25 protein-coding genes and 1 tRNA gene are annotated in these 25,661 nt (G+C 71.1%); 15 read left to right on the top strand and 11 right to left on the bottom strand.

Annotated elements, in window-relative coordinates:
• The first annotated feature begins 432 nt into the window (after nt 1–432).
• From MBSD_RS15715 to rnt, 6 genes are read left to right on the top strand one after another with little or no spacing between them, the layout of a single operon-like run.
• Complete coding sequence (locus tag MBSD_RS15715; protein WP_062535200.1) at nt 433–828, top strand: HvfA family oxazolone/thioamide-modified RiPP metallophore; 396 nt, start codon at nt 433–435, stop codon at nt 826–828.
• 8 nt (nt 829–836) lie between these two features.
• Nucleotides 837–1,691: an HvfB family MNIO-type RiPP peptide maturase gene (locus MBSD_RS15710; RefSeq protein ID WP_062535199.1), complete on the top strand. Its 855-nt coding sequence runs from the start codon at nt 837–839 to the stop codon at nt 1,689–1,691.
• A complete protein-coding gene (locus MBSD_RS03770; RefSeq protein ID WP_062535196.1) occupies nt 1,675–2,442 on the top strand; it encodes an HvfC family RiPP maturation protein in 768 nt (255 codons plus the stop codon). The genes MBSD_RS15710 and MBSD_RS03770 overlap by 17 nt, the downstream gene beginning before the upstream one ends.
• A gap of 18 nt (nt 2,443–2,460) precedes the next feature.
• Nucleotides 2,461–3,126, top strand: coding sequence for an HvfX family Cu-binding RiPP maturation protein (locus MBSD_RS03765; protein ID WP_062535195.1), 666 nt, complete (start codon nt 2,461–2,463; stop codon nt 3,124–3,126).
• Between the two features lie 4 nt (nt 3,127–3,130).
• Nucleotides 3,131–3,580, top strand: coding sequence for a hypothetical protein (locus MBSD_RS03760; RefSeq protein WP_062535193.1), 450 nt, complete (start codon nt 3,131–3,133; stop codon nt 3,578–3,580).
• A 44-nt stretch (nt 3,581–3,624) separates the two neighbouring features.
• A complete protein-coding gene (gene rnt, locus MBSD_RS03755; RefSeq protein ID WP_062535191.1) occupies nt 3,625–4,287 on the top strand; it encodes a ribonuclease T in 663 nt (220 codons plus the stop codon).
• 44 nt (nt 4,288–4,331) lie between these two features.
• Here rnt and MBSD_RS03750 read toward each other — a convergent pair whose 3' ends face one another.
• Nucleotides 4,332–4,778 carry a carboxymuconolactone decarboxylase family protein gene (locus MBSD_RS03750; RefSeq protein WP_201797450.1) on the bottom strand — a complete coding sequence of 149 codons (447 nt, stop codon included), beginning with the start codon at nt 4,776–4,778 and terminating at the stop codon, nt 4,332–4,334.
• Between the two features lie 507 nt (nt 4,779–5,285).
• On the opposite strand from MBSD_RS03750, the gene pstS reads away from it, so the two are divergent.
• The 6 genes from pstS to cysK all read left to right on the top strand — a co-directional run bounded on the left by pstS (nt 5,286) and on the right by cysK (nt 11,163).
• Nucleotides 5,286–6,293 (top strand): phosphate ABC transporter substrate-binding protein PstS, encoded by a 1,008-nt coding sequence (gene pstS, locus MBSD_RS03745; protein WP_425478093.1) that lies wholly within the window; start codon nt 5,286–5,288, stop codon nt 6,291–6,293.
• 85 nt (nt 6,294–6,378) lie between these two features.
• The gene (gene pstC / locus MBSD_RS03740; protein WP_062535187.1) at nt 6,379–7,362 is read left to right on the top strand and encodes a phosphate ABC transporter permease subunit PstC; all 984 of its coding nucleotides are present in this window, start codon (nt 6,379–6,381) and stop codon (nt 7,360–7,362) included.
• Nucleotides 7,362–8,219: a phosphate ABC transporter permease PstA gene (gene pstA / locus MBSD_RS03735; protein ID WP_062535185.1), complete on the top strand. Its 858-nt coding sequence runs from the start codon at nt 7,362–7,364 to the stop codon at nt 8,217–8,219. The genes pstC and pstA overlap by 1 nt, the downstream gene beginning before the upstream one ends.
• A complete protein-coding gene (pstB, locus tag MBSD_RS03730; protein WP_062535183.1) occupies nt 8,212–9,039 on the top strand; it encodes a phosphate ABC transporter ATP-binding protein PstB in 828 nt (275 codons plus the stop codon). Before pstA ends, pstB begins: the two co-directional genes overlap by 8 nt.
• Before the next feature lie 186 nt (nt 9,040–9,225).
• Complete coding sequence (gene phoU / locus MBSD_RS03725; RefSeq protein WP_062535181.1) at nt 9,226–9,948, top strand: phosphate signaling complex protein PhoU; 723 nt, start codon at nt 9,226–9,228, stop codon at nt 9,946–9,948.
• 258 nt (nt 9,949–10,206) lie between these two features.
• On the top strand, nt 10,207–11,163 hold the full coding sequence (cysK, locus tag MBSD_RS03720) for a cysteine synthase A (RefSeq protein WP_062535178.1): 957 nt from the start codon (nt 10,207–10,209) through the stop codon (nt 11,161–11,163).
• A gap of 103 nt (nt 11,164–11,266) precedes the next feature.
• On the opposite strand, the gene MBSD_RS03715 is transcribed toward cysK, so the two are convergent.
• From MBSD_RS03715 to rnr, 3 genes are read right to left on the bottom strand one after another with little or no spacing between them, the layout of a single operon-like run.
• Nucleotides 11,267–11,518 carry a CBU_0592 family membrane protein gene (locus MBSD_RS03715; RefSeq protein WP_062535177.1) on the bottom strand — a complete coding sequence of 84 codons (252 nt, stop codon included), beginning with the start codon at nt 11,516–11,518 and terminating at the stop codon, nt 11,267–11,269.
• Nucleotides 11,515–12,261: a 23S rRNA (guanosine(2251)-2'-O)-methyltransferase RlmB gene (rlmB, locus tag MBSD_RS03710; protein WP_062535175.1), complete on the bottom strand. Its 747-nt coding sequence runs from the start codon at nt 12,259–12,261 to the stop codon at nt 11,515–11,517. The genes MBSD_RS03715 and rlmB overlap by 4 nt, the downstream gene beginning before the upstream one ends.
• A complete protein-coding gene (gene rnr, locus MBSD_RS03705; RefSeq protein ID WP_114693196.1) occupies nt 12,258–14,534 on the bottom strand; it encodes a ribonuclease R in 2,277 nt (758 codons plus the stop codon). The genes rlmB and rnr overlap by 4 nt, the downstream gene beginning before the upstream one ends.
• Nucleotides 14,535–14,725: 191 nt before the next feature.
• Between rnr and MBSD_RS03700 the strand changes: the two genes are divergently transcribed.
• Nucleotides 14,726–14,810: transfer RNA gene (locus tag MBSD_RS03700), tRNA-Leu, on the top strand.
• Between the two features lie 135 nt (nt 14,811–14,945).
• Nucleotides 14,946–16,364, top strand: coding sequence for a diguanylate cyclase (locus tag MBSD_RS03695; RefSeq protein ID WP_148667801.1), 1,419 nt, complete (start codon nt 14,946–14,948; stop codon nt 16,362–16,364).
• 298 nt (nt 16,365–16,662) lie between these two features.
• Here the strand turns inward: MBSD_RS03695 and MBSD_RS03690 are convergent, their stop codons facing one another.
• The 7 genes from MBSD_RS03690 to miaA form a co-directional block, all read right to left on the bottom strand.
• Nucleotides 16,663–17,955, bottom strand: a complete 1,293-nt coding sequence (locus MBSD_RS03690) for an adenylosuccinate synthase (RefSeq protein ID WP_062535171.1) — start codon at nt 17,953–17,955, stop codon at nt 16,663–16,665.
• A gap of 457 nt (nt 17,956–18,412) precedes the next feature.
• Nucleotides 18,413–18,598, bottom strand: a complete 186-nt coding sequence (locus tag MBSD_RS03685) for a DUF2065 domain-containing protein (protein ID WP_062535169.1) — start codon at nt 18,596–18,598, stop codon at nt 18,413–18,415.
• A 9-nt stretch (nt 18,599–18,607) separates the two neighbouring features.
• Nucleotides 18,608–19,471 (bottom strand): protease modulator HflC, encoded by an 864-nt coding sequence (hflC, locus tag MBSD_RS03680; RefSeq protein WP_062535167.1) that lies wholly within the window; start codon nt 19,469–19,471, stop codon nt 18,608–18,610.
• Nucleotides 19,468–20,502, bottom strand: a complete 1,035-nt coding sequence (gene hflK, locus MBSD_RS03675; RefSeq protein ID WP_062535165.1) for an FtsH protease activity modulator HflK — start codon at nt 20,500–20,502, stop codon at nt 19,468–19,470. The genes hflC and hflK overlap by 4 nt, the downstream gene beginning before the upstream one ends.
• 323 nt (nt 20,503–20,825) lie before the next feature.
• Nucleotides 20,826–22,127: a ribosome rescue GTPase HflX gene (gene hflX / locus MBSD_RS03670; protein ID WP_062535163.1), complete on the bottom strand. Its 1,302-nt coding sequence runs from the start codon at nt 22,125–22,127 to the stop codon at nt 20,826–20,828.
• A 6-nt stretch (nt 22,128–22,133) separates the two neighbouring features.
• Nucleotides 22,134–22,409 (bottom strand): RNA chaperone Hfq, encoded by a 276-nt coding sequence (gene hfq, locus MBSD_RS03665; RefSeq protein ID WP_062535161.1) that lies wholly within the window; start codon nt 22,407–22,409, stop codon nt 22,134–22,136.
• 122 nt (nt 22,410–22,531) lie between these two features.
• Nucleotides 22,532–23,476 (bottom strand): tRNA (adenosine(37)-N6)-dimethylallyltransferase MiaA, encoded by a 945-nt coding sequence (gene miaA, locus MBSD_RS03660; protein WP_062535159.1) that lies wholly within the window; start codon nt 23,474–23,476, stop codon nt 22,532–22,534.
• A gap of 139 nt (nt 23,477–23,615) precedes the next feature.
• On the opposite strand from miaA, the gene MBSD_RS03655 reads away from it, so the two are divergent.
• A complete protein-coding gene (locus MBSD_RS03655; RefSeq protein ID WP_062535158.1) occupies nt 23,616–25,652 on the top strand; it encodes a putative bifunctional diguanylate cyclase/phosphodiesterase in 2,037 nt (678 codons plus the stop codon).
• Nucleotides 25,653–25,661: the final 9 nt, after the last annotated feature.

Genomic DNA, 25,661 nt, shown 5'->3' with positions numbered 1-25,661 from the left:
CGCTCCTGTTGGATTACCGGGCGCCCGGGGTTGCCGCGCGACCATGGACGTTGCACAAACGGTTAAGTATTCGTGAACGGCGGCAGGATGCAGCTTTTTCTTGACAGCCAGATTGGCGTGCGATGACGGAATGGTGACAACGCCTTTGCGGTTCGGCGCAGGCGCGGCACGTTTCGGCGCAGGAGATGACGTCCGTAACTGTCCGCGGAAATGCGTAAGGGTTAGCGTGTCGCCCCGGTCTAGTCAGCCGATCCGGCATGCGGCCTACGGGAGGAGACCCAGCATGCCTGCCGGTTCGCCAGGACCGCCATCGGCGCTTGCCGGAAACCTGCTGTGGCAGGTCTTCCTCATGGCACGGTGGAGGAAAACGTCATCCGCCGTGCATACGACGGCACCCCTGCGGGCGCGGACCCGCTCATCGGAGAGTCCACCATGTCGAAGTCGTACGTGAAACCGCTCACCCTCGCCCTCGGCGCCGCCCTGGTCGGCGGCCTGTCGCTGAACGCCTCGGCCGCCAGCGCCTTCCAGCTCGGCTCGCTCGGCACGGGCTACATGCTGGCCCAGGCCTCGGGCGACCAGGGCCAGGCCACCCCGGCCGAGTCGAAGGCCGGCACCAAGACCTCAAAGCACGAAGAGGGCAAGTGCGGCGAAGGCAAGTGCGGCGCCAAGCGCAAGGCCCACGAGGGTCATTGCGGCGGCGACAAGGCCGCGGCCAAGGGCAAGGAAGGCTCCTGCGGAGCCGACAAGGCCAAGGCGAAGGAAGGCTCCTGTGGCGGCGACAAGGCCAAGCAGAAGGCGAAGGAAGGCTCCTGCGGCGGCACGCACTGAGTCGCCCCGTGAGTCCGCGCTTTCCCGTCGAAGGCTCCGGACTCGGCCTGCGGCGGGCCCTGCTGGGCCCGCTGCAGGATCTGCCTGCGCCGCCGGCCGTCGATTTCTTCGAGATCGCGCCGGAGAACTGGATCGGCGTCGGCGGCCAGCCCGGCCGCGCGCTGCGCGCGCTCACCGAGCGCCATCCGTTCGTCTGCCACGGCCTGTCGCTGTCGCTGGGCGGGCCGGCGCCGCTGGACGAGGACCTGCTGCAGCGCGTGCGCGGCTTCCTCGACGCTCACCAGGTGCGCTGCTACAGCGAGCATCTTTCCTACTGCGCGGACGACGCGCAGCTCTACGACCTGATGCCGATCCCGTTCACCGAAGCGGCCGTGCATCGCGTCGCCGCGCGCATCCGCCGCGCGCAGGACATCGTCGGCCGCCGCATCGCGGTGGAGAACGTGTCCTACTACGCCATCCCCGGCGCGGAGATGCGCGAGATCGAATTCGTCAACGCCGTGCTGGCGGAAGCCGACTGCGACCTGCTGCTGGACGTCAACAACGTCTACGTCAACAGCATCAACCACGGCTACGACCCCGACGCCTACATCGCCGCGCTGCCGCTCGAGCGTGTCGCCTACCTGCACGTCGCCGGCCACTACGTCGAGGCGCCCGACCTGATCGTCGACACGCACGGCGCGGCGGTGGCCGATCCGGTGTGGGCACTGCTCGAACGCACCTACCGGCGCCTCGGCCCGGTGCCGACCCTGCTCGAGCGCGACTTCAACTTCCCGCCGCTGGCCGAGCTGCTGGACGAGGTCGCGCGCGTGCGCGCGCTGCAGCAGACGAGCCGCGCGGAGGCGCGCCATGCCGCTGTCGCCTGAAGCCACGCGCACCCTGCAATACCGCTTCGCCGCGCACCTGCGCGACCCGGAGAACATCCCCGCGCCGCCCGGCATCGAGGATCGCCGCCTGCAGGTGTACCGCGAGCTGTTCTTCAACAACGTCGAGTCGCTGCTGGCCGCCAACTTTCCGGTGATCCGCCGGCTCCACGATGACGCCGCCTGGCGCCGCCTGGTGCGCGACTTCTACCGCGAGCACCCGGCGCGCTCGCCGCTGTTCCACGAGATCGGCGGCGAGTTCATCGCCTATCTCGAGGCGCGCGCCACGCGCGGCGCCGACGATCCGCCGTTCCTGCCCGAGCTGGCGCACTACGAGTACGCCGAGACGCGCCTCGCGCTGGACGAGCGCGAGGCCGCCGACGTGCCGCACGATCCCGACGGCGATCCCGTCGGCGGCGTGCCGGTGCCTTCGCCGCTGGCCTGGCTGCTGCAGTACCGCTGGCCCGTGCACCGCATCGGCCCGGAATTCCGTCCCGCCGAACCACCGGCCGAGCCGACGCTGATCCTGCTGCTGCGCAACGCCGAGGACCGCGTCGAGTTCCACGCGCTGGACCCGCTCGGCGCGCTGCTGTTCGCGCGCCTGCAAGCGAACGAGCGATTGTCCGGTCTTGAATGCCTGGACGCGCTGCTGGCGGAACATGCCGGCACCGCCCCCGGGTTGCGCGAGGCGGGCATCGCCCTGCTGCGCGCGCTGCGGGATCGCGGCGCCCTGCTCGGCACGCGCCCGCGCTGACAGACGAGGGAATCAACGATGAACACCGCGATCGCAGGCGCGCTGGGCGCCTGGGAAGGCCTCACCGCGCGCCTGCGCGGCGTCGGCCAGTGGCTGCCGCCGCTGGTGCTGCGGCTGGTGATGGGCTGGGAATTCTTCGAGTCCGGCCGCGAGAAACTGCTCGGCGAAAACTGGTTCGCCGACATCCAGGACCGTTTCCCGTTCCCGTTCAACCATCTGCCGGCCGGCTTCAGCTGGACGCTGTCGACGTGGACGGAACTCGCCGGCGCGGTGCTGCTGTGGCTGGGCCTCGGCACGCGCTTCGCCGCGTTCGCGCTGTTGTTCGTCACCTTCGTCGCCACCGCGGCCGTGCACTGGCCGGACATGGTCAGCATGTGGAGCGATCTGGCCAAGGGCTACGCGATCACCGACATGGGCTACGGCAACTTCAAGCTGCCGCTGCTGTTCGTGGTGATGCTGCTGCCGCTGATGTTCCAGGGACCCGGCTACTTCAGCCTGGACGCGCTGCTGGCACGGCTGCTCGCCGCCGACACCATGCCGGCGCCGCGCTTCGACGCCCGCGCGTGGGCGCTGGCGGCCGCACTGCTCGGCGCCTGCTTCCTGATGCTGCTGCCGATGTTCGGCATCGCCCTGCTGGCGGTCGCGGCGGCGCTGCTGGTGGCGGAACACCTGCTGGGCGCCTGAGCCCGTGCGCGCGGCCCGCGCCATCGCCCGGACGACGCCCGGACGCGACTGGTCCGGGCGTCTGCTCGCCCTGCTCAGCCTGGCGGTGGCGCTGGCCGGCCTCGGCTACAACACTTGGCGCAACGAAACCACCGAATCGCATCGCAACGTGCGCCAGGCGGCCTTCGTGCTGCTCGAACAGGCCGGCCAGCTGCAGCAGATCGTCGACAACCGCCATTACGGCGGCGATCGCAGCGCCATGACGCACATCGACGGCTGGGGCAAGGCGGCGCTGATCCGCGATCTCGGCGCGCTGGTCTCGCCGGCGAGCGCGCGTGCCGCGCGCGAGGCGTTCGACGCCTGGGCGACGCACGCCGACCACCTCGGCGACGACGACACCGCCGAGGCGGCCATCTCCGCCGCGCTGAACGAGCTGCGCATGCAGGTGCTCGCCGACCTCGCGCGGCTGCGCTGAACGCGGCGCTCCCGCCGCCCGCCGCGATCGGCCATAATCCGCGCATGAATGCCCAGCCCGAACGTGCGCCGGCCGGCGCGCTGCCGCTCGCCGAACGCTTCCGCGGCTTCCTCCCGGTGATCGTCGACGTCGAGACCGGCGGCTTCGACGCCGAGCGCGACGCGCTGCTGGAGATTGCCGCGGTGACCGTGCGCATGGACGCCGACGGCTGCCTGCACCCGGAACCCGCGGTCGCCGCGAACGTGGTGCCGTTCCCCGGCGCCAACCTCGATCCGCGCGCGCTGGAAATCACCGGCATCGATCCCGATCACCCGTTCCGCTTCGCGATGCCGGAGCGCGAGGCGCTGGAGCACGTGTTCAGGCCGGTGCGCAAGGCGGTCAAGGAGGCCGGCTGCCAGCGCGCGATCCTGGTCGGCCACAACGCGGCCTTCGACCTCGGCTTCCTCAACGCCGCGATCCGCCGCAGCGGCCACAAGCGCAGCCCGTTCCATCCGTTCAGCTGCTTCGACACGGTCAGCCTGGCCGGCCTCGCCTACGGCCAGACCGTGCTGTCCAAGGCCGCCGTCGCCGCCGGCATTCCCTGGGACGGCCGCGAGGCGCACGCGGCGATCTACGACGCCGAGCGCACCGCCGAGCTGTTCTGCCGCATCGTCAACCGCTGGAAACAGCTCGAGGAATTCGAGCGCGCCACGCTCGGCACGCCGTGAGGCGAGCACGGCCGGCCCGCAGACGGGCCGGCCGCGCGACCGGCTCAGCTCCTCCGCGCGCCCGCCGGCTGGCGGATGGCGGCATTCAGGCGGTTCCAGACGTTGATCGCGGCGATGGCGAGCGTCAGCCCCGCCAGCGCCTTGTCGTCGAAGTGGCGCCTGGCCTCGTTCCAGACCTCGTCGGGCACCGGGTCGGCGCGGTCGGCGATGCGCGTCATCGCCTCGGTCAGCGCCAGCGCGGCGCGTTCGGCTTCGGTGAAGTACGGCGCCTCGCGCCAAGCGGCGACGGCGAACAGGCGTTCGTCGGTCTCGCCCACCTGCTTCGCCTCGCGCCAGTGCATGTCGACGCAGAAGCTGCAGCCGTTGATCTGGCTGGCGCGCAGGTCGACGAGGTGGACGAGCCCGGCCGGCAGACCGCTGCCGTCCACGCTCGCCTTCAACGCCATCATCGCCTTCATCGCGTCCGGCAGGATCTGTACGGGATGGGTCATGCGTGCTTGCAGTTGCATGGGGATGGCCTCGCGTATCACATCGGTGGAGGGGTGGAACCTCGCCTCCAGGACGAACCGCGGCGGCGAAATGTGACCGGGAGAGCGCACGCGTCCGCGATCGGGGACGCGCCGACCCCGCCCGCCCGACCGAGGTCCGGCCGACGCTGCCCGACGGCTGACGGCCGAGCGGCCCGCCGCTCCAGGCAGTGCGCGGCCGGGCCCGGTGCATCCCCGCCGCGGCCCGCCGGGCTTCGCAGGCCCCCGGCCCGCGTATGGGGCGTGCCGCCCGGACCGGCCAGGGCGATGACCTCCGACGCCCCTGCGGCAACAGCCGTTGCGGCCGCCGTCGAGCCGCGGGCGGAGGAGGCCCGCGTGACCATCGCGCGGCGCTGTCATGCAACTGCAACGTTCGGTTCGTTTCATTGCAACACGGCCTCCCTACAAAGGGCGCCGGGCGGGCTGCGCCCGTATCGTTCCGAGACAAGGGGAACTGCCGTGTTCAAAACCATCGCTATCCGCGTCGCCGTGACCGCCGCCGTGCTGTTCGGCGCCGCGTCCGCGCACGCGACCGACATCACCGGCGCCGGCTCGAGCTTCGTCTATCCGGTGCTGTCCAAGTGGTCGGCCACCTACGCCGAGAAGACCGGCAACCGCATCAACTACCAGTCGATCGGCTCCGGCGGCGGCATTGCGCAGATCAAGGCGGCGACCGTCGACTTCGGCGCCTCCGACGCGCCGCTGAGCGCCGAGGACCTCGCCAAGTTCGGCCTCGGCCAGTTCCCGGTCGTGGTCGGCGGCATCGTGCCGGTGATCAACGTGGAAGGCGTCAAGGCCGGCCAGCTCAAGCTCACCGGCGAAGTGCTGGCCGACATCTACCTCGGCAAGATCACCAAGTGGAACGATCCGGCGCTGGCCGGGCTGAACCCGGGCGTGGCGCTGCCGGCCAAGGCGATCACCGTGGTGCACCGCTCCGACGGTTCCGGCACCAGCTACAACTTCACCAACTACCTGTCGAAGGTCAGCCCGGAGTGGAAGGCGAAGGTGGGCTTCGGCACCTCCGTGCCGTGGCCGACCGGCCTCGGCGGCAAGGGCAACGAGGGCGTGTCCGCCTACGTCAGCCAGATCAAGAACTCGATCGGCTACGTCGAGTACGCGTATGCGCTGCAGAACAAGATGACCTACACGCAGATGCAGAACGCGGCCGGCAACTACCTCGAGCCGAACGCCAAGGCCTTCGCGGCCGCGGCGGCCACCGCCGACTGGGCCGGCGCCAAGGACTTCAACCTGATCATGACCAACGCGCCGGGCGCCGACGCGTGGCCGATCACCGCCACCACCTGGGCGATCATGTACAAGCAGGCGAAGAACGCCGAGCACGCCAAGGCCGCGTTCGACTTCTTCAAGTGGTCGTTCGAGAACGGCCAGCAGCAGGCGGCCTCGCTGGACTACGTCGCCCTGCCGAAGGAACTGGTCGACCGCATCGAGAACTACTGGAAGACCGAATTCAAGCAGTAAGACGCTTCGTCAACGCAACATGACGCGGGCGCGCACGCCGCATCACGGCGTGCGCGCTTCGCGTTGAACGGACCCCAGAGCGAGCATGCACGCGACCACCGCCCCGCCCGAACCCGGCGACACCGACGTCGACCTGCGCGGCGTCCGCGACGCGCGCCACGACCGCCTGTTCCGCTATGCGCTGATGGCCTGCGCGCTGCTGGTGCTGGCCGCGCTGCTCGGCGCCGCCGCCTCGACCGCGTGGGGCGGCCGGCTCGCCTTCGAGACCTTCGGCCTCAGGTTCCTGTGGAGCGAGGCGTGGGACGCGGTCAACGGCGATTTCGGCGCGCTGGTGCCGATCTACGGCACCGTGGTGACCGCGCTGATCGCGATGACGATCGCCGTGCCGGTCAGCTTCGGCATCGCCCTGTTCCTGACCGAGGTGGCGCCGAACTGGATGCGCACGCCGATCGCCTCGGCGATCGAGCTGCTGGCCGGCATCCCCTCGATCATCTTCGGCATGTGGGGCCTGTTCGTGTTCGCACCGTTCCTGGCCGAGCACGTCGAGCCCTGGGTCAACGACCACCTCGGCGCGATCCCCGGCGTCGGCGCGCTGTTCCAGGGGCCGCCACTCGGCATCGGCATGCTCACCGCCGGCATCGTGCTGGCGATCATGATCATCCCCTACATCTCCTCGGTGATGCGCGAGGTGTTCCTGACCGTGCCGACGCGGCTGAAGGAATCCGCCTACGCGCTCGGCTCGACCACCTGGGAGGTGGTCTGGGACATCGTGCTGCCGTACACGCGCTCGGCGGTGATCGGCGGCGTGTTCCTCGGTCTCGGCCGCGCGCTCGGCGAGACCATGGCCGTCACCTTCGTGCTCGGCAACGCGCATCAGCTCTCCGCCTCGCTGCTGATGCCGAGCAATTCGATCGCCTCGGTGATCGCCAACGAATTCACCGAGGCCTATACCGACCTGCACCGCTCCTCGCTGATCGCGCTGGGCTTCCTGCTGTTCGTGGTCACCTTCGTGGTGTTGGCGGTCGCCAAGCTGATGCTGCTGCGCCTGGCCCGCCGGGAGGGCGCGTGATGGCCGGCAACGCCTCCCTCTACCGCTGGCGCGCGATCAAGAACGCGATGGCGCTCGGCCTCGGCAGCCTGGCCACGCTGTTCGGGCTGTTCTGGCTGGTGTGGATCCTCGGCATCACCTTCCTGCGCGGCATCGACGCGCTGAAGCCGGCGCTGTTCACGCAGATGACGCCGCCGCCCGGCGCCGACGGCGGCCTCGCCAACGCGCTGTTCGGCAGCGTGCTGATGAGCCTGATGGCGCTGGCGATCGGCGCGCCGATCGGCATCTGCGCCGGCACCTGGCTGGCGGAGTACGCGCGCCGCGGCAAGCTCGGCGAGACGATCCGCTTCCTCAACGACATCCTGCTGTCCGCGCCCTCGATCGTGCTCGGCCTGTTCGTCTACACGCTGATCGTGGCGCAGACCAGGCAGTTCTCGGCGATCGCCGGCGCCATCGCGCTGGCGCTGCTGGTGATCCCGGTGGTGGTGCGCACCACCGACGAGATGCTGCGCCTGGTGCCGTCGACGATGCGCGAGGCGGCGCTGTCGCTGGGCGTGCCGCAGTGGAAAATGGTGCTGCAGATCCTGCTGCGCGCCTCGCGCGCCGGCATCGTCACCGGCGTGCTGCTGGCGCTGGCGCGCATCAGCGGCGAGACCGCGCCGCTGCTGTTCACCGCCCTCAACAACCAGTACTGGAGCGCGGACGTCACCAAGCCGATGGCCAGCGTGCCGGTGGTGATCTTCCAGTTCGCGATGAGCCCGTTCGAGAGCTGGCACGCGCTGGCCTGGGCGGGTGCCTTCGTCGTGACCCTGTTCGTCCTCGCGCTCAGCCTGATTTCCCGCTTCCTGCTCGCGCGCAGCAAGGTGACCCATGACTGACAGCGCCGCCGCGTCGATCGCTCCCGCCACCGCCGCTTCCGCGCCCGCGCAGGCGTCCGCCCCGCAGACGCCGAAGATCGCGGTGCGCGGCCTCGACTTCTACTACCACGGCTTCCATGCTTTGAAGGGCATCTCGCTGGACATCCCGACGCGCCAGGTCACGGCGATCATCGGCCCCTCCGGCTGCGGCAAGTCGACCCTGCTGCGCGTGCTGAACCGCATCTACGCGATCTACCCGAAGCTGGAAGCCACGGGCGAGGTGCTGCTGGACGGCGAGAACATCCTCGATCCTCGCTACTCGCTGAACCGCCTGCGCAGCAAGGTCGGCATGGTGTTCCAGAAGCCGGTGCCGTTCCCGATGTCGATCTACGACAACATCGCCTACGGCATCCGCCACCACGAGAAGCTCGGCCGCGCCGCGATGGACGCGCGCGTCGAGCGCGCGCTGCGCCAGGCCGCGCTGTGGGACGAGGTCAAGGACAAGCTGAAGCAGAACGCGCTCGGCCTGTCCGGCGGCCAGCAGCAGCGCCTGTGCATCGCCCGCGCGATCGCGCTGAAGCCGGAGGTGCTGCTGCTCGACGAGCCGACCTCGGCGCTCGACCCGATCGCCACCGGCCGCATCGAGCAGTTGATCGAGGAACTGAAACGCGACTACACCATCGTGATCGTCACCCACAACATGCAGCAGGCGGCGCGCTGCTCGGACCACACCGCCTTCATGTATCTCGGCGAGCTGGTCGAGTTCGACCGCACCGAGACGATCTTCACCAAGCCGGCCAGACAGCAGACCGAGGATTACATTACGGGGCGGTTCGGGTGAGGACGGGAGGCGGGAGGCGGGAACGGCGTAACGCCCCGCGTCGCCCTTCCGGCGAAAGCCGGCATGCAGTGGAAACACCGTGCGAAGCACGCAAGTAGACGTATACGGACCTGATGAAGACGCCGGGTTCCGACGTTCGCCGGAACGACGGGAAACGGAAGCCGGCCACGCAAGCGAGGCGCCACCATGAGCACGCCCCACGACCACATCCTGAAGAGCTACGACACCGAACTCGCCCGCCTCACCGGCGAGATCGTGCGCATGGGCGAACTCGCCGTGAACCAGCTGGAAGCGGCGATCGACGTGCTGATGCGCCGCGACAGCAAGGCCGCGCAGCGGGTGATCGACAACGACGAGGCGATCGACGCGCTCGAGCACGAGGTCAGCCACGACGTCGTGCGCCTGCTGGCGCTGCGCCAGCCGATGGCGCGCGACCTGCGCGAGATCCTCGCCGCGCTGCGCATCGCCTCGGCGATCGAGCGCATCGGCGACTACGCCGCCAACGTCGCCAAGCGTTCGATGGCGCTGAACGTGGTCGCGCCGGTGGCGCCGGCGCACGGCCTGCCGGTGCTGGCCGGCCTGGCGGCGGAGCTGGTGCGCGAGGTGCTGGCCGCCTATCGCGACCGCGACGCCGAGCGCGCGCGCGTCGCCTGGTCGCGCGACGCCGAACTGGACGCGATGTACACCGGCCTGTTCCGCGAGCTGCTCACCTACATGATGGAGGACCCGCGCAGCATCACGCCATGCACGCACCTGCTGTTCATGGCGAAGAACATCGAGCGCATCGGCGACCACGCCACCAACATCGCCGAGAACGTCTGGTACGTGGTGCACGGCGAAGAGCTGGCCGGCACGCGCCAGAAGCGCGACCTCACCGCCAGCCCGCAGCTCCCCGACCTGCCGCGCTGAATCGCCGCCGCGCGGCGTTTGGACGTCCGAACGCTTGACACGCGGGCGGCGACGCCCGCAAGCTCGGCGCCCATGCGGATCGCTTCCCGCCCGCTCCTGCCTCTCTTCCCGGACGCCCTCGGCGGCCGATGTCTCTGCCGCCGTTGAGGCGGCCCGCGGCCCCCCGGCCGCAACACCCGCTTAACCCGCTGCGCGCGACCCTTGCGCGGCTTCGCGCAGGCCTGCGTGCCATCCCCGCTCCCATCCGAGGACGCCCCCATGATCCACGCGAGCATCACCGACACCATCGGCCGCACTCCCGTCGTCCGCATCAACCGTCTGGCGCCCGCGGGCGTCGAGATGTACGTCAAGGTCGAGGCGTTCAATCCGGGCGGTTCGGTCAAGGACCGCCTGGCCATCGCCATCATCCTCGATGCCGAGCAGCGCGGGCTGCTGAAACCCGGGCAGACCGTGGTCGAGGCGACCAGCGGCAACACCGGCGTGGCGCTGGCCATGGTGTGCGCCGCGCGCGGCTACCCGTTCGTCGCCTTCATGACCGAGACGTTCTCGATCGAGCGCCGCAAGCTGATGCGCGCCTACGGCGCCAAGGTGATCCTGACGCCCGCCGCCGAGCGCGGCAGCGGCATGGTGCGCGCGGCCGAGGCCTACGCCAAGAAGCACGGCGCCTTCCTCGCCCGCCAGTTCGACAACCCCGCCAATCCGGCCTATCACCGTCAGACCACCGCCGCGGAAATCCTCGCCGACTTCGCCGGCCGCCGCCTCGACTGGTTCGTCAGCGGCTGGGGCACCGGCGGCACGCTCACCGGCGTCGGCGAAGTGCTGCGCACGGCGCGGCCGGAAGTGCAGATCGTCGCCACCGAGCCGGCCAATGCCGCGCTGCTGAAGGGCGACGAGTGGCATCCGCACAAGATCCAGGGCTGGACGCCCGACTTCGTGCCGGCGGTGCTGAACAAGGCCGTGGCGCACCGCATCCTGCCGGTCGACGAGGTGACCGCGCGCGACACCGCGCGCCAGCTCGCGCAGAAGGAAGGCATCTTCGTCGGCATCTCCGCCGGCGGCACCTTCGCCGCCGCGCTCGAGGTGGCGAAGCAGGCGCGCCAGGGCGACGTCATCCTCGCCATGCTGCCCGACACCGGCGAGCGCTACCTCAGCACCTTCCTGCTGGAAGGCGTCAACGAAGGCACCGACGAGGACTGGCAGACGGCGATCATCTGAACCGGCCACCGCGGTCGCCTGCGTGCAGGCGACCGCAGGCGCGTGACTCGAACGCGACTCGCACGAAGCCCGGGCCGCGTGCGGCTGCGTCGCCGCTATGCCGCTATCCGCGCCGCTCGCGCGCCCAGCGCAGCAGGCCGTAGATGCTGATCGCGATCCAGAAGCACTGGATCACGAAGGCCGACAGGTTGAAGGTCTTGAACAGCGACAGCAGCACCAGCAGCGAGCCGATGCCGTTCAGCAGCAAGTAGACGACGCCGCGGCCGTCGAGGTGGCGCGTCTGCATCAACAGGTAGGCCGCCAGCACCATCGCCACGCCGGCGAGGCCGGCCCAATCCTGCCAGGTCAGACTCATGACGCGCCTCCGCGCTGGCGCAGCGCCTCGAACAGGGCGATGCCGGTGGCCACCGAGACGTTCAGGCTCTCCATCGCGCCCGGCATCGGGATGCGCGCGACGAAGTCGCAGGCCTCGCGCGTCAGCCGGCGCATGCCCTCGCCTTCGCCGCCCATCACCAGCGCCAGCGGGCCTTTCAGGTCCTGCGCGTACAGCGACTGCTCGGTGTCGCCGGCCAGGCCGACCAGCCACACGCCGGCTTCCTTCAGCGTGCGCAGCGCGCGCGCCAGGTTGGTGGCGGCGACCAGCGGCACCAGGTCGGCGCCGCCGGCGGCGGCGCGCCGCACCACCGGCGTCAGGCCGACCGCGCGGTCCTTCGGCACGATCACCGCGGTGACGCCGGCGGCCGCCGCGCTGCGCAGGCAGGCGCCGAGGTTGTGCGGATCGGTGACGCCGTCCAGCACCAGGAACAGCGCGTCGGCGCCGGCGCGCTCGGCCAGCGCCGGCAGCTCGGCGTCGCCGCGCGGCGGCGGCACCTCGTAGCGCGCGATCACGCCCTGGTGGCGCGCTTCGCCAGCCAGCCGGTCGAGCTGCTCGCGCGGACGCCGGTGCGCCGGGATCTTCAGCGCGCGCGCCCGGTCCAGCAGCCCGGCCACGCGCGGGTTGTGCGACCCCTGCTCGACCAGCAGCTCGCGCACGCGCTGCGGATCGTTGGCCAGCGCGCCTTCGACGGGGTTGATGCCGGCGATCCAGGTCTCGCTCATGCCTTGCCCTTGTCGCGCACCAGGCGGAAATCGATCTTGCGGTCCTCCAGGCTGGCGCGCAGCACCTGCACGCGCACCGTGTCGCCGAGACGGAACTTGCCGCGCGTGCGCTCGCCCTCCAGCAGATGGCGGATCGGGTCGAAATGGTAGTAGTCGTTGGGTAGCTGGGTGATGTGCACCAGCCCGGAGATCTTCGACTCGATCAGCTCGACGAACAGGCCGAACGAGGTGACGCCGGTGACGATGCCGTCGAATTCCTCGCCGACATGCTTCTCCATCCACGCGCACTTGTAGCGCTCGTCGACGTCGCGCTCGGCCTCCTCGGCGCGGCGTTCGCGCTGCGAGCAGTGCACGGCCATGCTCGCCATCTCGACCTCGCTGTAACGGTAGTCGGACGGCTTGCCCTTGCCCAGCGCGTGGCGGATCGCGCGGTGCACCAGCAGATCCGGATAGCGGCGGATCGGCGAGGTGAAGTGCGCGTAGGCTTCCAGCGCCAGGCCGAAGTGGCCGTGGTTGGCCGGGTGGTAGACGGCAAGGCTCTGCGCGCGCAGCAGCACCGACTGGATCAGCGCGGCCTCCGGGCGCTTGCGCACCTTGCGCAGCAGCGCGGAGAAATCGGCCGGCGTCACCTCGCCGATCGGCGGCAGGCGCAGCTTGAATTCGCGCAGGAACTGCTGCAGGTCCTCGTACTTGTCGTCCGGCGGCGGCGCGTGCACGCGGTACGGCGTCGGCACCTTGCGCCTGGCCAGGAACTTCGCCGCCTGCACGTTGGCGGCGATCATGCACTCCTCGATCAGGCGGTGCGCGTCGTTGCGCGCCTCGGCGCCGAGCTGCACCACTTCGCCGGACGGCGCCAGGCGGAACTTCACCTCGTGGCTGTCGAAGTCGATCGCGCCGCGGCGCTGGCGCGCCTTCGCCAGCAGCTTGTAGAGCTGATGCAGGCGCTCGAGGTGCGGCAGCACGTCGGCCAGTTCGGCGCGCGCGTCGGCGTCCTTCTCGCCGATCGCCTGCCAGACGCGATGGTAGGTCAACCGCGCGTGCGAACGCATCACCGCCGGATAGAAGCGCGAGCGGCCGACCTCGCCGTCGCGGTCGACCAGCATGTCGCAGACCATGCACAGCCGCTCGACCTGCGGGTTCAGCGAGCAGATGCCGTTGGACAGCGTCTCCGGCAGCATCGGCACCACGTAACCGGGAAAGTACACCGAGGTGCTGCGCTTGTACGCCTCCTCGTCCAGCGCCCCGCCCGGATGCACGTAGTGCGAGACGTCGGCGATCGCCACCACCAGGCGGAAACCGTCGGCGCGCGGTTCGGCGTAGACGGCGTCGTCGAAGTCGCGCGCGTCCTCGCCGTCGATGGTGACCAGCGGCAGGCCGCGCAGGTCGACGCGGCCCTCGCGGTCGGCGCGCTCGACCTGCGGCGCGATGTCGGCGGCCGCGCGCAGCACGTGCTGCGGCCAAACGTGCGGAAGGTCGTGGCTGGCGATCGCCATCTGCACCACCAGCGAAGGGGTGAGGCGCTCGCCCAGCACCGTCAGCACGCGCCCCAGCGGGGCGCGGTAGGCGGTCGGTGGGTCGGTGATCTCGGCGACGACGATCTGGCCCGAGCGCGCGCCGGCCTCCTGCCCGGGCGGGATCAGGATGTCCTGGTGCAGGCGGCGGTCGTCCGGCACCACCACGGTGACGCCGTTCTCCTCGACCACGCGCCCGACCAGCCGCGGCGACCGCCGCTCCAGCACCTCGGCGATCGCGCCCTGCTTGCGGCCGCGGCGGTCGAGGCCGACGATGCTGATCAGCACGCGGTCGCCGTGCAGCACCTGGCGCATCTGCGCCGGCGAGAGATAGACGTCCTCGCCGCCGTCGTCCGGACGCAGGAAGCCGTAGCCTTCGGCGTTGGCCAGCACCACGCCGGGGATCAGGTCGAGCTTGTTCACCGGGCCGTAGCCGCCGCGGCGGTTCAGCAGCAACTGGCCGTCGCGCAGCATCGCTGCGAGGCGCTTGCCCAGCGCCTCGATCTCGGTGTCGGTGCGCAGGCCCAGCGCCTCGGCGATCGCCTCCGCCGGCATCAGCGCGCCGCGCTCGGTCAGCAGGGCGAGGATCGCCTCGCGGCTGGGGATCGGCTGCGCGTAGCGCTGCGCCTCGCGCTCGGCGTGCGGGTCGTGGAACGGCCGCGGCGCCACCGCGTTGCGGTTGGCGCGCGGGCGCTTGACCGCACGCGCGGGGCGCGCGTCCTGGCCGTGGGTCGAGCGGGAACGGCTCTTGCGTCGGGACATCTGGGTTCTCTGTGCCGATGGGTGTCGCGCGCGGCCGGCGCCGCCCCGGCCGGCGAGGGATCGGCGGCGGTCGCGCCGCTGCGGCCAGCCTGCGGGAGCCCCGCCGGATTTGCAAGGACGGATTGACAAGCGCGCCGCGCCTGCCTATCGTACGCGGCTCCCAGCGGCGCCCCGGCGCCGTCCGCGGCCTTGCCCAGGTGGCGGAATTGGTAGACGCACTAGTTTCAGGTACTAGCGGGTAAAACCGTGGAGGTTCGAGTCCTCTCCTGGGCACCAGTCTGAAGCCGAAAGAGCCCGCGCAAGCGGGCTTTTTCGTGTCTGCCGGCAATCCGCGGGAAGGACGGCGCGCGCGCGGCGCGCTACCATCGTCGGCGAGCGAGCGGTCGCGTCGCAGCCGTGGAGCCGCCCCGCATGTTTCCCCGCACCGAAGACATCCTCTCCCTCAACCGCGCCGGCAGCGCGGCGGAATGGATGGACGTCCTGCGCGGCGCGCTCGCCCGCCGCTGCGGCGGCGCGGTCGAGACGGAATTGCACCGTCCGCAGCCGGGCCATGCTTTCCCCTCGGAGGAGCAGGCCCCGAACAGCCTGCGCATCGACGACGAGGACGGCGCGCCGCTCGCCCGCCTGCGCGTCGACGCGCCCGCGCACGCCGGCATCCTCGAATCGTTGCGCCCGCACCTCGGCCACCTCGCCACGCTGCTGGCGCTGGAGCGCGCGCGGCAGAAGTCGGCGCTGGCCGACCTGCTGGTCGATCTTTCCTACATCCTGCTGTTCGAAGAGGATCTCGACACCCTGCTGCAGGGCGTGATCGGCTACATCTATCGCCGCTTCCACCTGTCGCTGGCGACGATCGGCCTGATCGAGCCCGGCAGCGGCGAGCTGACGCTGCGCGCCTTCGCCGGCGAGTCGCACGTGCCGCTGGAACTCGGCCGCACCTGGCCCGCCGACCGCGGCATCACCGGGCGCGCATTGCGCACGGGTTCGGCCGTGTTCGTGCCCGACGTCACCGCCGACCCCGAGTACATCGAAGGCAACGCGCTGACGCGCGCCGAGCTGGTGATCCCGATCCGCCATCGCGGCCAGATCCTCGGCATGCTCAACATGGAGAGCCCGGCAGCGGAGAGCTTCAACGCCGACGTGCGCGCCGTGCTCGACCTGCTCGCCGACCAGATCGGCGGCGTGCTGCACCTCACCATGCTGAAGCTGCGCCTGCAGGAGGTGAACAGCGCCACACAGGTGATGGTGTCCGAACTGGCCGCGCTGAACGGCAAGCTGCAGCGCGCCAACCGCCGGCTCGCCGCCTCGGCGATGCGCGACACCCTGACCGGCATCGGCAACCGCCGCGGCTTCGACTTCGGCCTGCGCCGCGCCTGGACGGAGGCGCGCAGCAAGTCGCAACTGATCACGCTGCTGCTGATCGACGTCGACCACTTCAAGGCCTACAACGACCGCTACGGCCATCCCGCCGGCGACGCCTGCCTGCGCAGCATCGGCCAGACCATCCGCGGCTCGCTGCGCGGCCACGACATCGTCTGCGCGCGCTACGGCGGCGAGGAATTCGCGGTGGTGCTGAGAGACGCCGGCGTCGTCGAGGGCCACGCCGTCGCCGTGCGCATCTGCAAGGCGGTGGAGCAGCTCGCGCTGCCGCACGAGGACACGCCGGCCGGCCGCGTCAGTCTCAGCGTCGGCGTCGCCTCCGTCGCGCCCACGCACGGCCGGCGCGCAGCCGAGCTGGTGAAAGCGGCCGACGCGGCGCTGTACCGCGCCAAGCAAAACGGCCGCAACCGCATCGAAATCGCCATCGAACCGCCGGCGGCGCAGAGCGCCTGAGCGGCGCGCGTGCCTCGCGCGGCAACGTGCCCCGCACCGCGCGACGCGCCATACGCGCACAAGCCATCGCGCCCGGATTTGCTCCCCCTCGCCGAGAGGACCGGGATGAGGGGGGACGCCGTCCGCAGGGCGGCGCCTGCACGCGCAATCGCTACGTGCGCAAAAACCACTCCGCTTCCTTGCCCGGCTTCGGCGGTCCCTTCAGCTCGACCGTACAGCCCCGACGCAGCCACAGACGCCATGAGCAAAGCAAAAAGGCCCTTGCGGGCCTTTTTGCTGGGTGCGCAGCGCGCTCCGCTCAGGCGAACGGATCGTGCAGCACGATGGTGTCGTCGCGGTCGGCGCCGGTGGCGACGATGGCCAGCGGGCAGCCGGAGAGTTCCTCGACGGCGCGCAGGTACGCGCGCGCGGCGGCGGGCAGCTTGTTCCAGTCGCGCACGCCGGAGGTGGGCTCCTCCCAGCCGGGGAACTCGAGGTACACCGGCTTGCACTCGGCCCAGCCGGCGGCATCCAGCGGCGCCAGCTCGCGGCGCTTGCCGCGGTATTCGTAGGCAATGCAGACCTTGATCGACGGCAAGCCGTCGAGCACGTCGAGCTTGGTGATGGCGAGGCCGGAGATCGCGTTGATCTGCACGGCGCGCTTCAGCGCGACCAGGTCGATCCAGCCGCAGCGGCGCGGGCGGCCGGTACTGGCGCCGAACTCGGCGCCGCGCTTGCGCAGCAGCTCGCCCATCTCGTCGTCGAGCTCGGTCGGGAACGGACCGCCGCCGACGCGCGTCGCGTAGGCCTTGCAGATGCCGAGCACGTAGTCGATGTCGCAGGCGCCGACGCCGGTGCCGGCGAGCGCGCCGCCGACGGTGGTGTTCGACGAGGTGACGTACGGATAGGTGCCGTGGTCGACGTCGAGCAGCGCGCCCTGCGCGCCTTCGTACAGGATGTGCTGGCCGGTCTGGCGCGCCTCGTGCAGCAGCGTGGCGACGTCGGCGATCATCGGGTTGAGGTATTCGCCGTAGGCGAGCGCCTCGTCCAGCGTCTTCTCGTAGTCGACCGGCTCGGCCTTCAGCCAGTGGGTCAGCACGAAGTTGTGGTAGTCGAGCACTTCGCGCAGCTTCTCCGGCAGCTCGTGCGGATACATCAGGTCGGCGACGCGCACGCCGCGGCGCGCGGCCTTGTCCTCGTAGGCCGGACCGATGCCGCGGCCGGTGGTGCCGATGGCCTTGGCGCCGGACGCCTTCTCGCGCGCCTGATCGAGCGCGATGTGGTAGGGCATGATCAGCGGCGTGGCCGGGCTGATCTTCAGCCGCGAGCGCACTTCGACGCCCTGCCCCTCGAGCTCCTCGATCTCCTGCTTCAGCGCCGCCGGCGACAGCACCACGCCGTTGCCGATCAGGCACTGCACGCCCGGGCGCAGAATACCCGACGGGATCAGATGCAGCACGGTCTTCTTGCCGCCGATCACCAGCGTGTGGCCGGCGTTGTGGCCGCCCTGGAAGCGCGCGACCGCGCCGACGCGCTCGGTCAGCAGGTCGACGATCTTGCCTTTGCCTTCGTCGCCCCATTGCGCGCCGAGGATTACTACCGACTTGCCCATGATGTTCTCGCCTGATGTGGCCTCGTCGCGCGACGAGGCTTGCCGAAAGACCGCTTCGACACGTCCCTGTGGCGTGGCACCGGCCCGGCCATCCATGGCCGGGCGCTCGCGCCGGCGCGAACTGCTATCCGCAGCAGTTCGCTGACGCCGCCGCTCGCCCCCATTGCGCGCCGAGGATTACGACTGACTTGCCCATGACACTCGCCTGATAGATGGAACAGATTCGTTCGATGCCGCAGCCGCTCTGCGGCTACGTTCTTGCCAACCGCGCATCCTACGCCGGCCGCGCGCTCGACGCCGCGCGGCGATCGGGAGGACCACCCTCACCCCAGCCCTCCCCCGCCAGCGGGAGAGGGAGACCCGCGACGCGGCGCAAACTCCCGAGCATCGCCGCATCGCTGCGCGGCACCATCCTCACCGCAGCCCACTCCCGCCGGCGGGAGTGGGAGACGAGCCATCAATGCATCAGCCGCAGCGCGATCAGTCCGATCGCGATCGCCGCAGCGCCGATCAGGCGCAGGCTGCGCGGCGGCAGCTTCTGCGCCTCGGCGGCCATGCGCTGCCAGCCGCGCGGTGCGGCGAACAGCATCAGGCCTTCCAGCACCAGCACCAGGCATAGCGCTGCGGCGAGATCGTGCGGCATCGGCGGCGCTCAGCGCTTGGGTTCTTCGCCGAACTGGCGCATGAAGTCCGAGCCCGGGTCCAGCACGATCACGCTCTTGCCGTCGCCGAAGGCGGTGCGGTAGGACTGCAGGCTGCGGTAGAACGCGAAGAAGCCGGGGTCCTTGCCGTATGCCGCGGCGTAGATCGCCGCCGCCTTGGCGTCGCCGTCGCCGCGGATCTGCGCGGCCTGCTTCTGCGCGTCGGCCAGCAGCACCTGCTTCTGGCGATCGGCTTCGGCCTCGATCTTGGCGGCCTCTTCCTTGCCCGTGGAGCGCAGGCTGTTGGCGATGCGCAGGCGTTCCGCCTTCATGCGGTTGTAGACCGATTCGCTGACTTCGTCGGGCAGGTCGATGCGCTTGATGCGCACGTCGGTGACGGTGATGCCGAGCGTCTTGCGCGTGGCGGCGTCGGTGAGCGCGCGCACGCGCTCGGTGATGTCCTGGCGGCCGCCGGAGATCAGCTCGTCGAGCGGCAGCGCATTGACCTCGAAGCGCAGCGCGTCCTTGACGATCGGCGTCAGCCGCTGCGCCGCCTGCAGCTCCTCGCCGGCGGTGGCGCGGTAGTAGGCGGCGGTGTCGGCGATGCGCCACTTCACGTAGAAATCGATGTTGACGCTCTTCTTCTCGGCGGTGAAATAGCGCTCCGGTTGCGCGTCCAGCGTGAGGATGCGCTTGTCGAAACTCACCACCTGCTGCACGAACGGCAGCTTGAAGTGCAGGCCGGGCGCGTAGTCGGTGGCGACGATGCGGCCGAACTGCAGCAGCAGCGCCGTCTGCCCTTCCTTCACCACGAACACGCTGTTCATGCCGACCAGCGCGATCAGCACGGCGATGACCGCGGATATCGCCCTCATGGCTTGTCTCCCGGGGCGCTCACGGACGCCGTGCCCGTTGCCGCCGGCGCCGCGCCGGGCGCCGCGCCGCCTTCGGGCTGAAGGTAGATCAGGTTCTTGCCGCGGCTGCCGTCGATCACCTTGGTGGTGCCGGCCAACACCTTCTCGACGGTCTCCAGCCACAGGCGCCGCTTGGTCACGTCGGGCGCGGCGCGGTACTGCTGCAGGATCTGCTCGAAGCGCGCGGCCTCGCCCTCGGCGGTGGCGACGCGCTCGGCCTTGTAGCCCTGAGCCTCGGCGGTGATGCGCGCCGCCTCGCCGCGCGCCTCCGGCACCACCTTGCTGGCGTAGGCCTGCGCCTCGTTCTCGATGCGCTGCTTGTCCTCGCGCGCGTTGTTGACGTCGTCGAACGCGGCCTTCACTTCCTGCGGCGGCGAGACGTTCTGGAAGTTCACCTCGGTGACGGTGAGGCCGCAGTCGTAGCCATCGAGGGTCTTCTGCAGCGCGTCGCGCGTCTTCGACACCAGCTCGGCGCCCTGCGCGGACAGGATCGTGTCCATGGTGTTGGCGCCGACCACCGAGCGCACCGCCGCCTCGGCGGCCTGGCGCAGCGTGTCCTCGGGATCGCGCATCGAGAACAGGTACTTGCGCGCGTCGGAAACCTGGAATTGCACGTTGAAGTCCACCAGCACGATGTTCTCGTCGTTGGTGATCATGCGCACCTGGTCGCTGACCGACTTGACCTGCGTGGTCTCGACCTTGGTCACCGCCTCGATCGGGCGCGGGAACTTCAGGTGGAAGCCGGGCGGCAGCACGCGCTCGAAGCGGCCGAAGCGCAGCACCACGCCGACCTGCCGCGCGTTGATCACGGTGAAGGAATCGACCAGCACCAGCGCCAGTGCCAGCGCCAGCAGGATCGAGAACAGCCCGCCGCCGCCGCCGAGGCGGCCGAAGCGTTCGCGCAGGCGGCGCAGCGAGCGCTCCAGGTCGGGGCCGCGATTGCCTCCGCCCCACGGGTCGCGTGGGTTTCCGCCGGGTTCGTTCCAGGGCATGGTCAGGCTCCTCGGGGCATGGTCGGGTCCGGCGCGCGGCGCCGGCGAAGCCCGAACACGCATGTCGGCATGGCCGCGCGGCCGGGCCGGCGACGGACGTGCCGGCCGGAGACCACAGCGGAAGCGCTTGAAATTTTAGGGGTGCGGCGGCGGGGCGGCAAGGGAAACGGGGTTGCGCGGCGAGCGCGCGAGGCGAATGACGCACCGCCCCCTGCTCGCGGGGGGGCGGCCGGGCGCGAGGCGCGAGGCGCCGGGCGCGGGCCGCTCAGGGGGCGGATCCCTCCCTGCGAGAGGGCGGGAGCGAACCAGTCGACGCTCGACGGCTAGGACCCGAGCACGCCGCGCAGCAGCCGCGCGTCCTCGGCGCTGCCGTCGCCGAGCAGCGGCGTCAGCACCGCCTGCGGCGCGTCGAGCTCCAGCAGCCAGCCGCCGTCCTCGGCATGACGCTCGCGCGCGACCGCGCCGAGCGCGATCAGGCGCGCGCGCAGACGCCCGGCGCGCGGCGGCAGGCGCAGCTCGGCGCGCACGCGCGCGCCGCCCAGGCGCTCGCCCAAGGCCTGGCGCAGCAGGTCGAGGCCGGCGCCGGTGGCGGCGGAGATCCACACGCGCTCCGGACGGCCGTCGCCGGCGCGTTCGAGGCGCGGCGGCAGATCGGTCAGGTCGATCTTGTTGAAGACGTGCAATTGCGGCACGCCGGCCGCGCCGATCTCCTCCAGCACGCCGTTCACCACCTCGATCAGGCGGTCGCGCTCGGGATCGGCGGCGTCGGAGACGTGCAGCAGCAGATCGGCATCGCGCGCCTCGGCCAGGGTGGCGCGGAAAGCGGCGACCAGGTCGTGCGGCAGCTCGCGGATGAAGCCCACGGTGTCGGCCAGCACCGCCGGGCCGCAGCTCAGGCCCTCGATGCGGCGCACGGTCGGATCGAGCGTGGCAAACAGCTGGTCGGCGGCGTAGACGCTGCCTGCGGTGAGCGCGTTGAACAGCGTCGACTTGCCGGCGTTGGTGTAGCCGACCAGGGCGACGCGCGGCACGGTGTTGCGCAGGCGCGCGCGGCGCTGCTGCTCGCGCTGCACGTGCACCTTCTCGATGCGGCGGGTGAGCAGCTTGACGCGCTCGCCGAGCAGGCGGCGGTCGGTCTCGAGCTGGGTCTCGCCGGGGCCGCGCAGGCCGATCGCGCCGCCGCGCTGGCGCTCGAGGTGGGTCCAGCCGCGCACCAGACGCGTCGCCAGGTGCTTCAGCTGCGCCAGCTCGACTTCCAGCTTGCCTTCGTGCGAGCGCGCGCGCTGGGCGAAGATGTCGAGGATCAGGCCGGTGCGGTCGACGACGCGCGCGCCGACATGCTTCTCGAGGTTGCGCTCCTGCACCGGCGTCAGCGCATGGTCGACCAACACCAGGTCGGCCTCCAGCGCCTTGACGCGCGCGGCGACCTCGTCGGCCTTGCCGCTGCCCAGGTAGAAACGCGGATTGGGCTGGTCGATGCGCGCGGTGATGCGCTCCAGCACCTGCGCGCCGGCGGACTTCGCCAGTTCGGCGAATTCGTCGGCGCGGCGGACCGCATCGCCGTCGCCGCGCGCGTGCGGCAGCACCAGCAGCGCGCGCTCACCTTTCTTCTGACGTTCGAACAGGACTGCTCAGCCTTGGCTGTTGCTCTCGGCTTCGGCGTGTTCGGCAGCGGCATGTGCCTCGCCGGAAGCGCCGACGCGCACGTTGCGGCTGGGCACGACGGTCGAGATGGCGTGCTTGTAGACCATCTGGCTGACCGTATTGCGCAGCAGCACCACGAACTGGTCGAAGGACTCGATCGTACCCTGCAGCTTGATGCCGTTCACCAGGTAGATGGACACCGGCACGCGCTCGCGGCGCAGGGCGTTCAGGAACGGATCCTGCAGCGACTGACCTTTCGACATCTTGGTTCTCTCCCCGTGGCAACGTCGGAGCCGGGCAAAACGCACTGCGGCAGGAGGCCGCCGCCCCGGTCCAAGCCAGCGAATCTTAATCGCATTTAAACATCCGGCGAAAGCGGACCGCGTCACGCCGGCAGGAACGCACCGACCGCCTGCGCCGCCGCTTCGGCCAGGTCGGGGCGATCGGGGTCCAGCCAGCGCGCGTCCAGTTCGGCGCGCAGCCAGGTGATCTGCCGCTTGGCCAGCTGGCGGGTGGCGTGGACGGCGCGCGCGCGGAAGGCGGCGGGATCGGTGGCGCCGTCCAGATGCTCCCAGGCCTGCCGGTAGCCGACCGCACGCAGCGCCGGCAGGTCCGGCGTGAGGTCGCCGCGCGCACGCAGCCGGCGCACTTCGTCGAGGAAGCCGGCGGCCAGCATGGCGTCGAAGCGCGCGGCGATGCGCGCGTGCAGCGGCGCGCGCGCCTGCGGCACCAGCGCCAGCTTCAGCACGCGGTAGGCCAGCGGCGGCCGCGGCGCGCCCTGCTGCGCGGACAGCGGCCGGCCGGTCAAGGCGATCACCTCCAGCGCGCGCAGCACGCGCTGGCGGTCGCTGGGACGGATGCGCGCCGCGGCCTCGGCGTCGGCCCAGGCCAGCCGCGCGTGCATCGCGGCGAGGCCGAGCGTCCCGGCCTCCTCCGCCAGCCGCGCGCGCAGCGCGGGGTCGGCCGCCGGCAGCTCCGACAGGCCGCGCTGCAGAGCGCGGAAGTACAGCCCGGTGCCGCCGACCAGCAGCGGCACGCGGCCGCCGGCGACGATCTCCGCCATCGCCGCCAGCGCGTCGTGGCGGAAGTCGGCCGCGGAGTACGGCTGCGCCGGGTCGCGGATGTCGATCAGCCGGTGCGGGTGCCGCGCCAGCGTGGCCGCATCCGGCTTGGCGGTGCCGATGTCGAGGCCGCGATAGACCAGCGCGGAATCGACGCTGACGATCTCGAGCGGGAAGCGTTCGCGCAGCGCGCAGGCCAGCGCGGTCTTGCCCGCGGCGGTGGGCCCCATCAGGAAGACGGCGAGCGGACGCGGATCGGGGCCGGGCATCGGTCCATTGTAGCCGCGGGCCCGCGATTTCCGGGCCCTGCAAGCGCGCCGGAGCCGCCTGACGCCGCCGCTTTACAAGCGGGGGTCCGTCGAGTCTCATAGGCGCGCGGAACCAAGCCCGCATGCCGCCTGGAGCCGGATGGCGACGCTCACGCTCGAGCTGGTGCTGTTTGCGGCCCAATCGCTCGGCGCGGTGCTGCAGGCCGCGATCTTCGCCTACTACTTCCGCGTCTACCGCCACCCGCACCTGCGCCTGTGGGGCATGTCGTTCGCGGCGCTGGCGCTGTACCTGACGCTGGCCTGGCTGGCCACCGGACTCGCCGACGCCGGGGAAGGCGCTCCGCTCGTCTCCGCGCGCAGCATGTTCACCGTGATGTCGCTGGGCGCCGCCTACGCCCAGGCGGTGCTGGTGGCGTTCGCGACCTACGCCGCGGTGGCGTCGCGGCCGCTGCCGCCGCGCTGGCTGCGCTACACGATGAGCGGCGCGCTGGCGTTCGCCGCGGTATGCGCGCTGGCCTTCGCCAACGATCCCGCGGCGATGACCCAGCGCGCGCTGCTGCGCGACGGTCTGCGTCAGGCGATCACCGCCGCCACCTATCTTTCCGCCGCCGCGGTGCTGTGGCGGTTCGTGCGCCGCACCAGCATGGGCGGCCGCATCGCCGCCGCCGCGCTGGGCCTGTACGGGCTGGAAATGCTCTGGGCGCTGATCCTGCTGGCCGGCCAGGCCTACACCGCGCATCCGCTGCCCTGGCTGCGTTACACCGGCGTGCTCGATCTCGCCGCGCAGCAACTGATCGGCTTCGGCCTGGTGATCTGGCTGCTGGAGGACGAGCGCACGCGCGCGCAGAAGGCCGACCAGGCGCTGCGCCAGTTGCGCGACTTCGACCCGGTCACCGGCTTCCCCAACCGCCGCCGCCTGCTCGCCGACCTGGAGATGCAGCTGCGGCAGACCAACCACCGTACCGCCGCTTTGCTGGTGCGCCTCGACCAGGCCGACACCCTTGCCGGCACGCTGGGCGTGATCACCGCCGAGACGCTGATCGCGGAGGCGGCCAACCGCATCGAGTCGTGCGCGCATCCGGGCTGGCCGCGGCCGGCGCGGCTGTCCGACGACCGCATCGTGCAGGTGGTGCCGCGCGTGTCCAATTTCGGCGATCTCGCCACCGTCGCCGACGACCTGCTGGCGGCGATCCGCGCGCCGTTCTACGACGCCGGCCGCGAGCTGGCGCTGTCGGCCAGCATCGGCATCGCCGTGTCGCCGGACGACGCGCTGAAGCCGGGCACGTTGATCGCCGCCGCCGAGAGCGCCTGCCAGCGCGCCCACGACGTGGGCGGCAACCGCTTCCAGTTCTTCTCCGCGGAAATGAACGCGCTGGCGCTGACCCGGCTGGGCCTGCAGGCGGAGCTGCGGCGCGCGCTGCAGCACGAGGAGTTCGAGTTGTTCTACCAGCCGATCTTCACCCGCGGCGCGCACCGCGTGTGCGGCGCCGAGGCGCTGGTGCGCTGGCGCCATCCCAAGCGCGGCGTGCTGCCGCCGGCGCTGTTCATGGACGAGATCGAGCACCTCGGCCTGATCGAGGACCTCGACCGCTACGTGCTGGAGAGCGCCTGCCGCGAGGCGCGCCTGTGGGAGCAGCGCCACGACGCCGAGATCGGCGTGGCGGTGAACATCTCCGCGCGCAGCTTCGAGCGCGAGCACTTCCCGGAACTGGTGCGCAACGTGTTGTACGCCTCCGGGCTGACCCCGCACCGGCTGGAGCTGGAGATCGTCGAATCGAGCGCGCTCGGCGACGCCGACCGCACCATCGAGTGCCTGCACCGCCTGCGCGCGCTGGGCGTGCGCGTGGCGCTGGACGACTTCGGCACCGGCTACTCCTCGCTGAGCCACCTGCGCCAGCTGCCGGTGGACACGCTGAAGATCGACCGCAGCTTCGTCGACAACGTGCTCGGCGACACGCCGGACGCGGCGATCGTCGCGGCGATGATCACCCTGGCGCGCAGCCTCGGCCTGGACGTGGTCGCCGAAGGCATCGAGACCAGCTCGCAGCTCGCCTGGTTCGAGCACCACGGCGTCGACCGCCTGCAGGGCTTCCTGTTCTCGCAGCCGCTGGAGCGCGACATGCTGCGCCAGCTCGTCGCGGAAGGCGGACAGCCGTCGCGCGCGGCCGGCAGCTGAGCCCTGCGG

This window comes from Mizugakiibacter sediminis (assembly GCF_000953855.2).
In the GTDB taxonomy this organism is placed as follows: domain Bacteria; phylum Pseudomonadota; class Gammaproteobacteria; order Xanthomonadales; family Rhodanobacteraceae; genus Mizugakiibacter; species Mizugakiibacter sediminis.
Note: the sequence above shows the minus strand (reverse complement) of the source record. Positions and strands in the feature narration are given on the sequence as shown.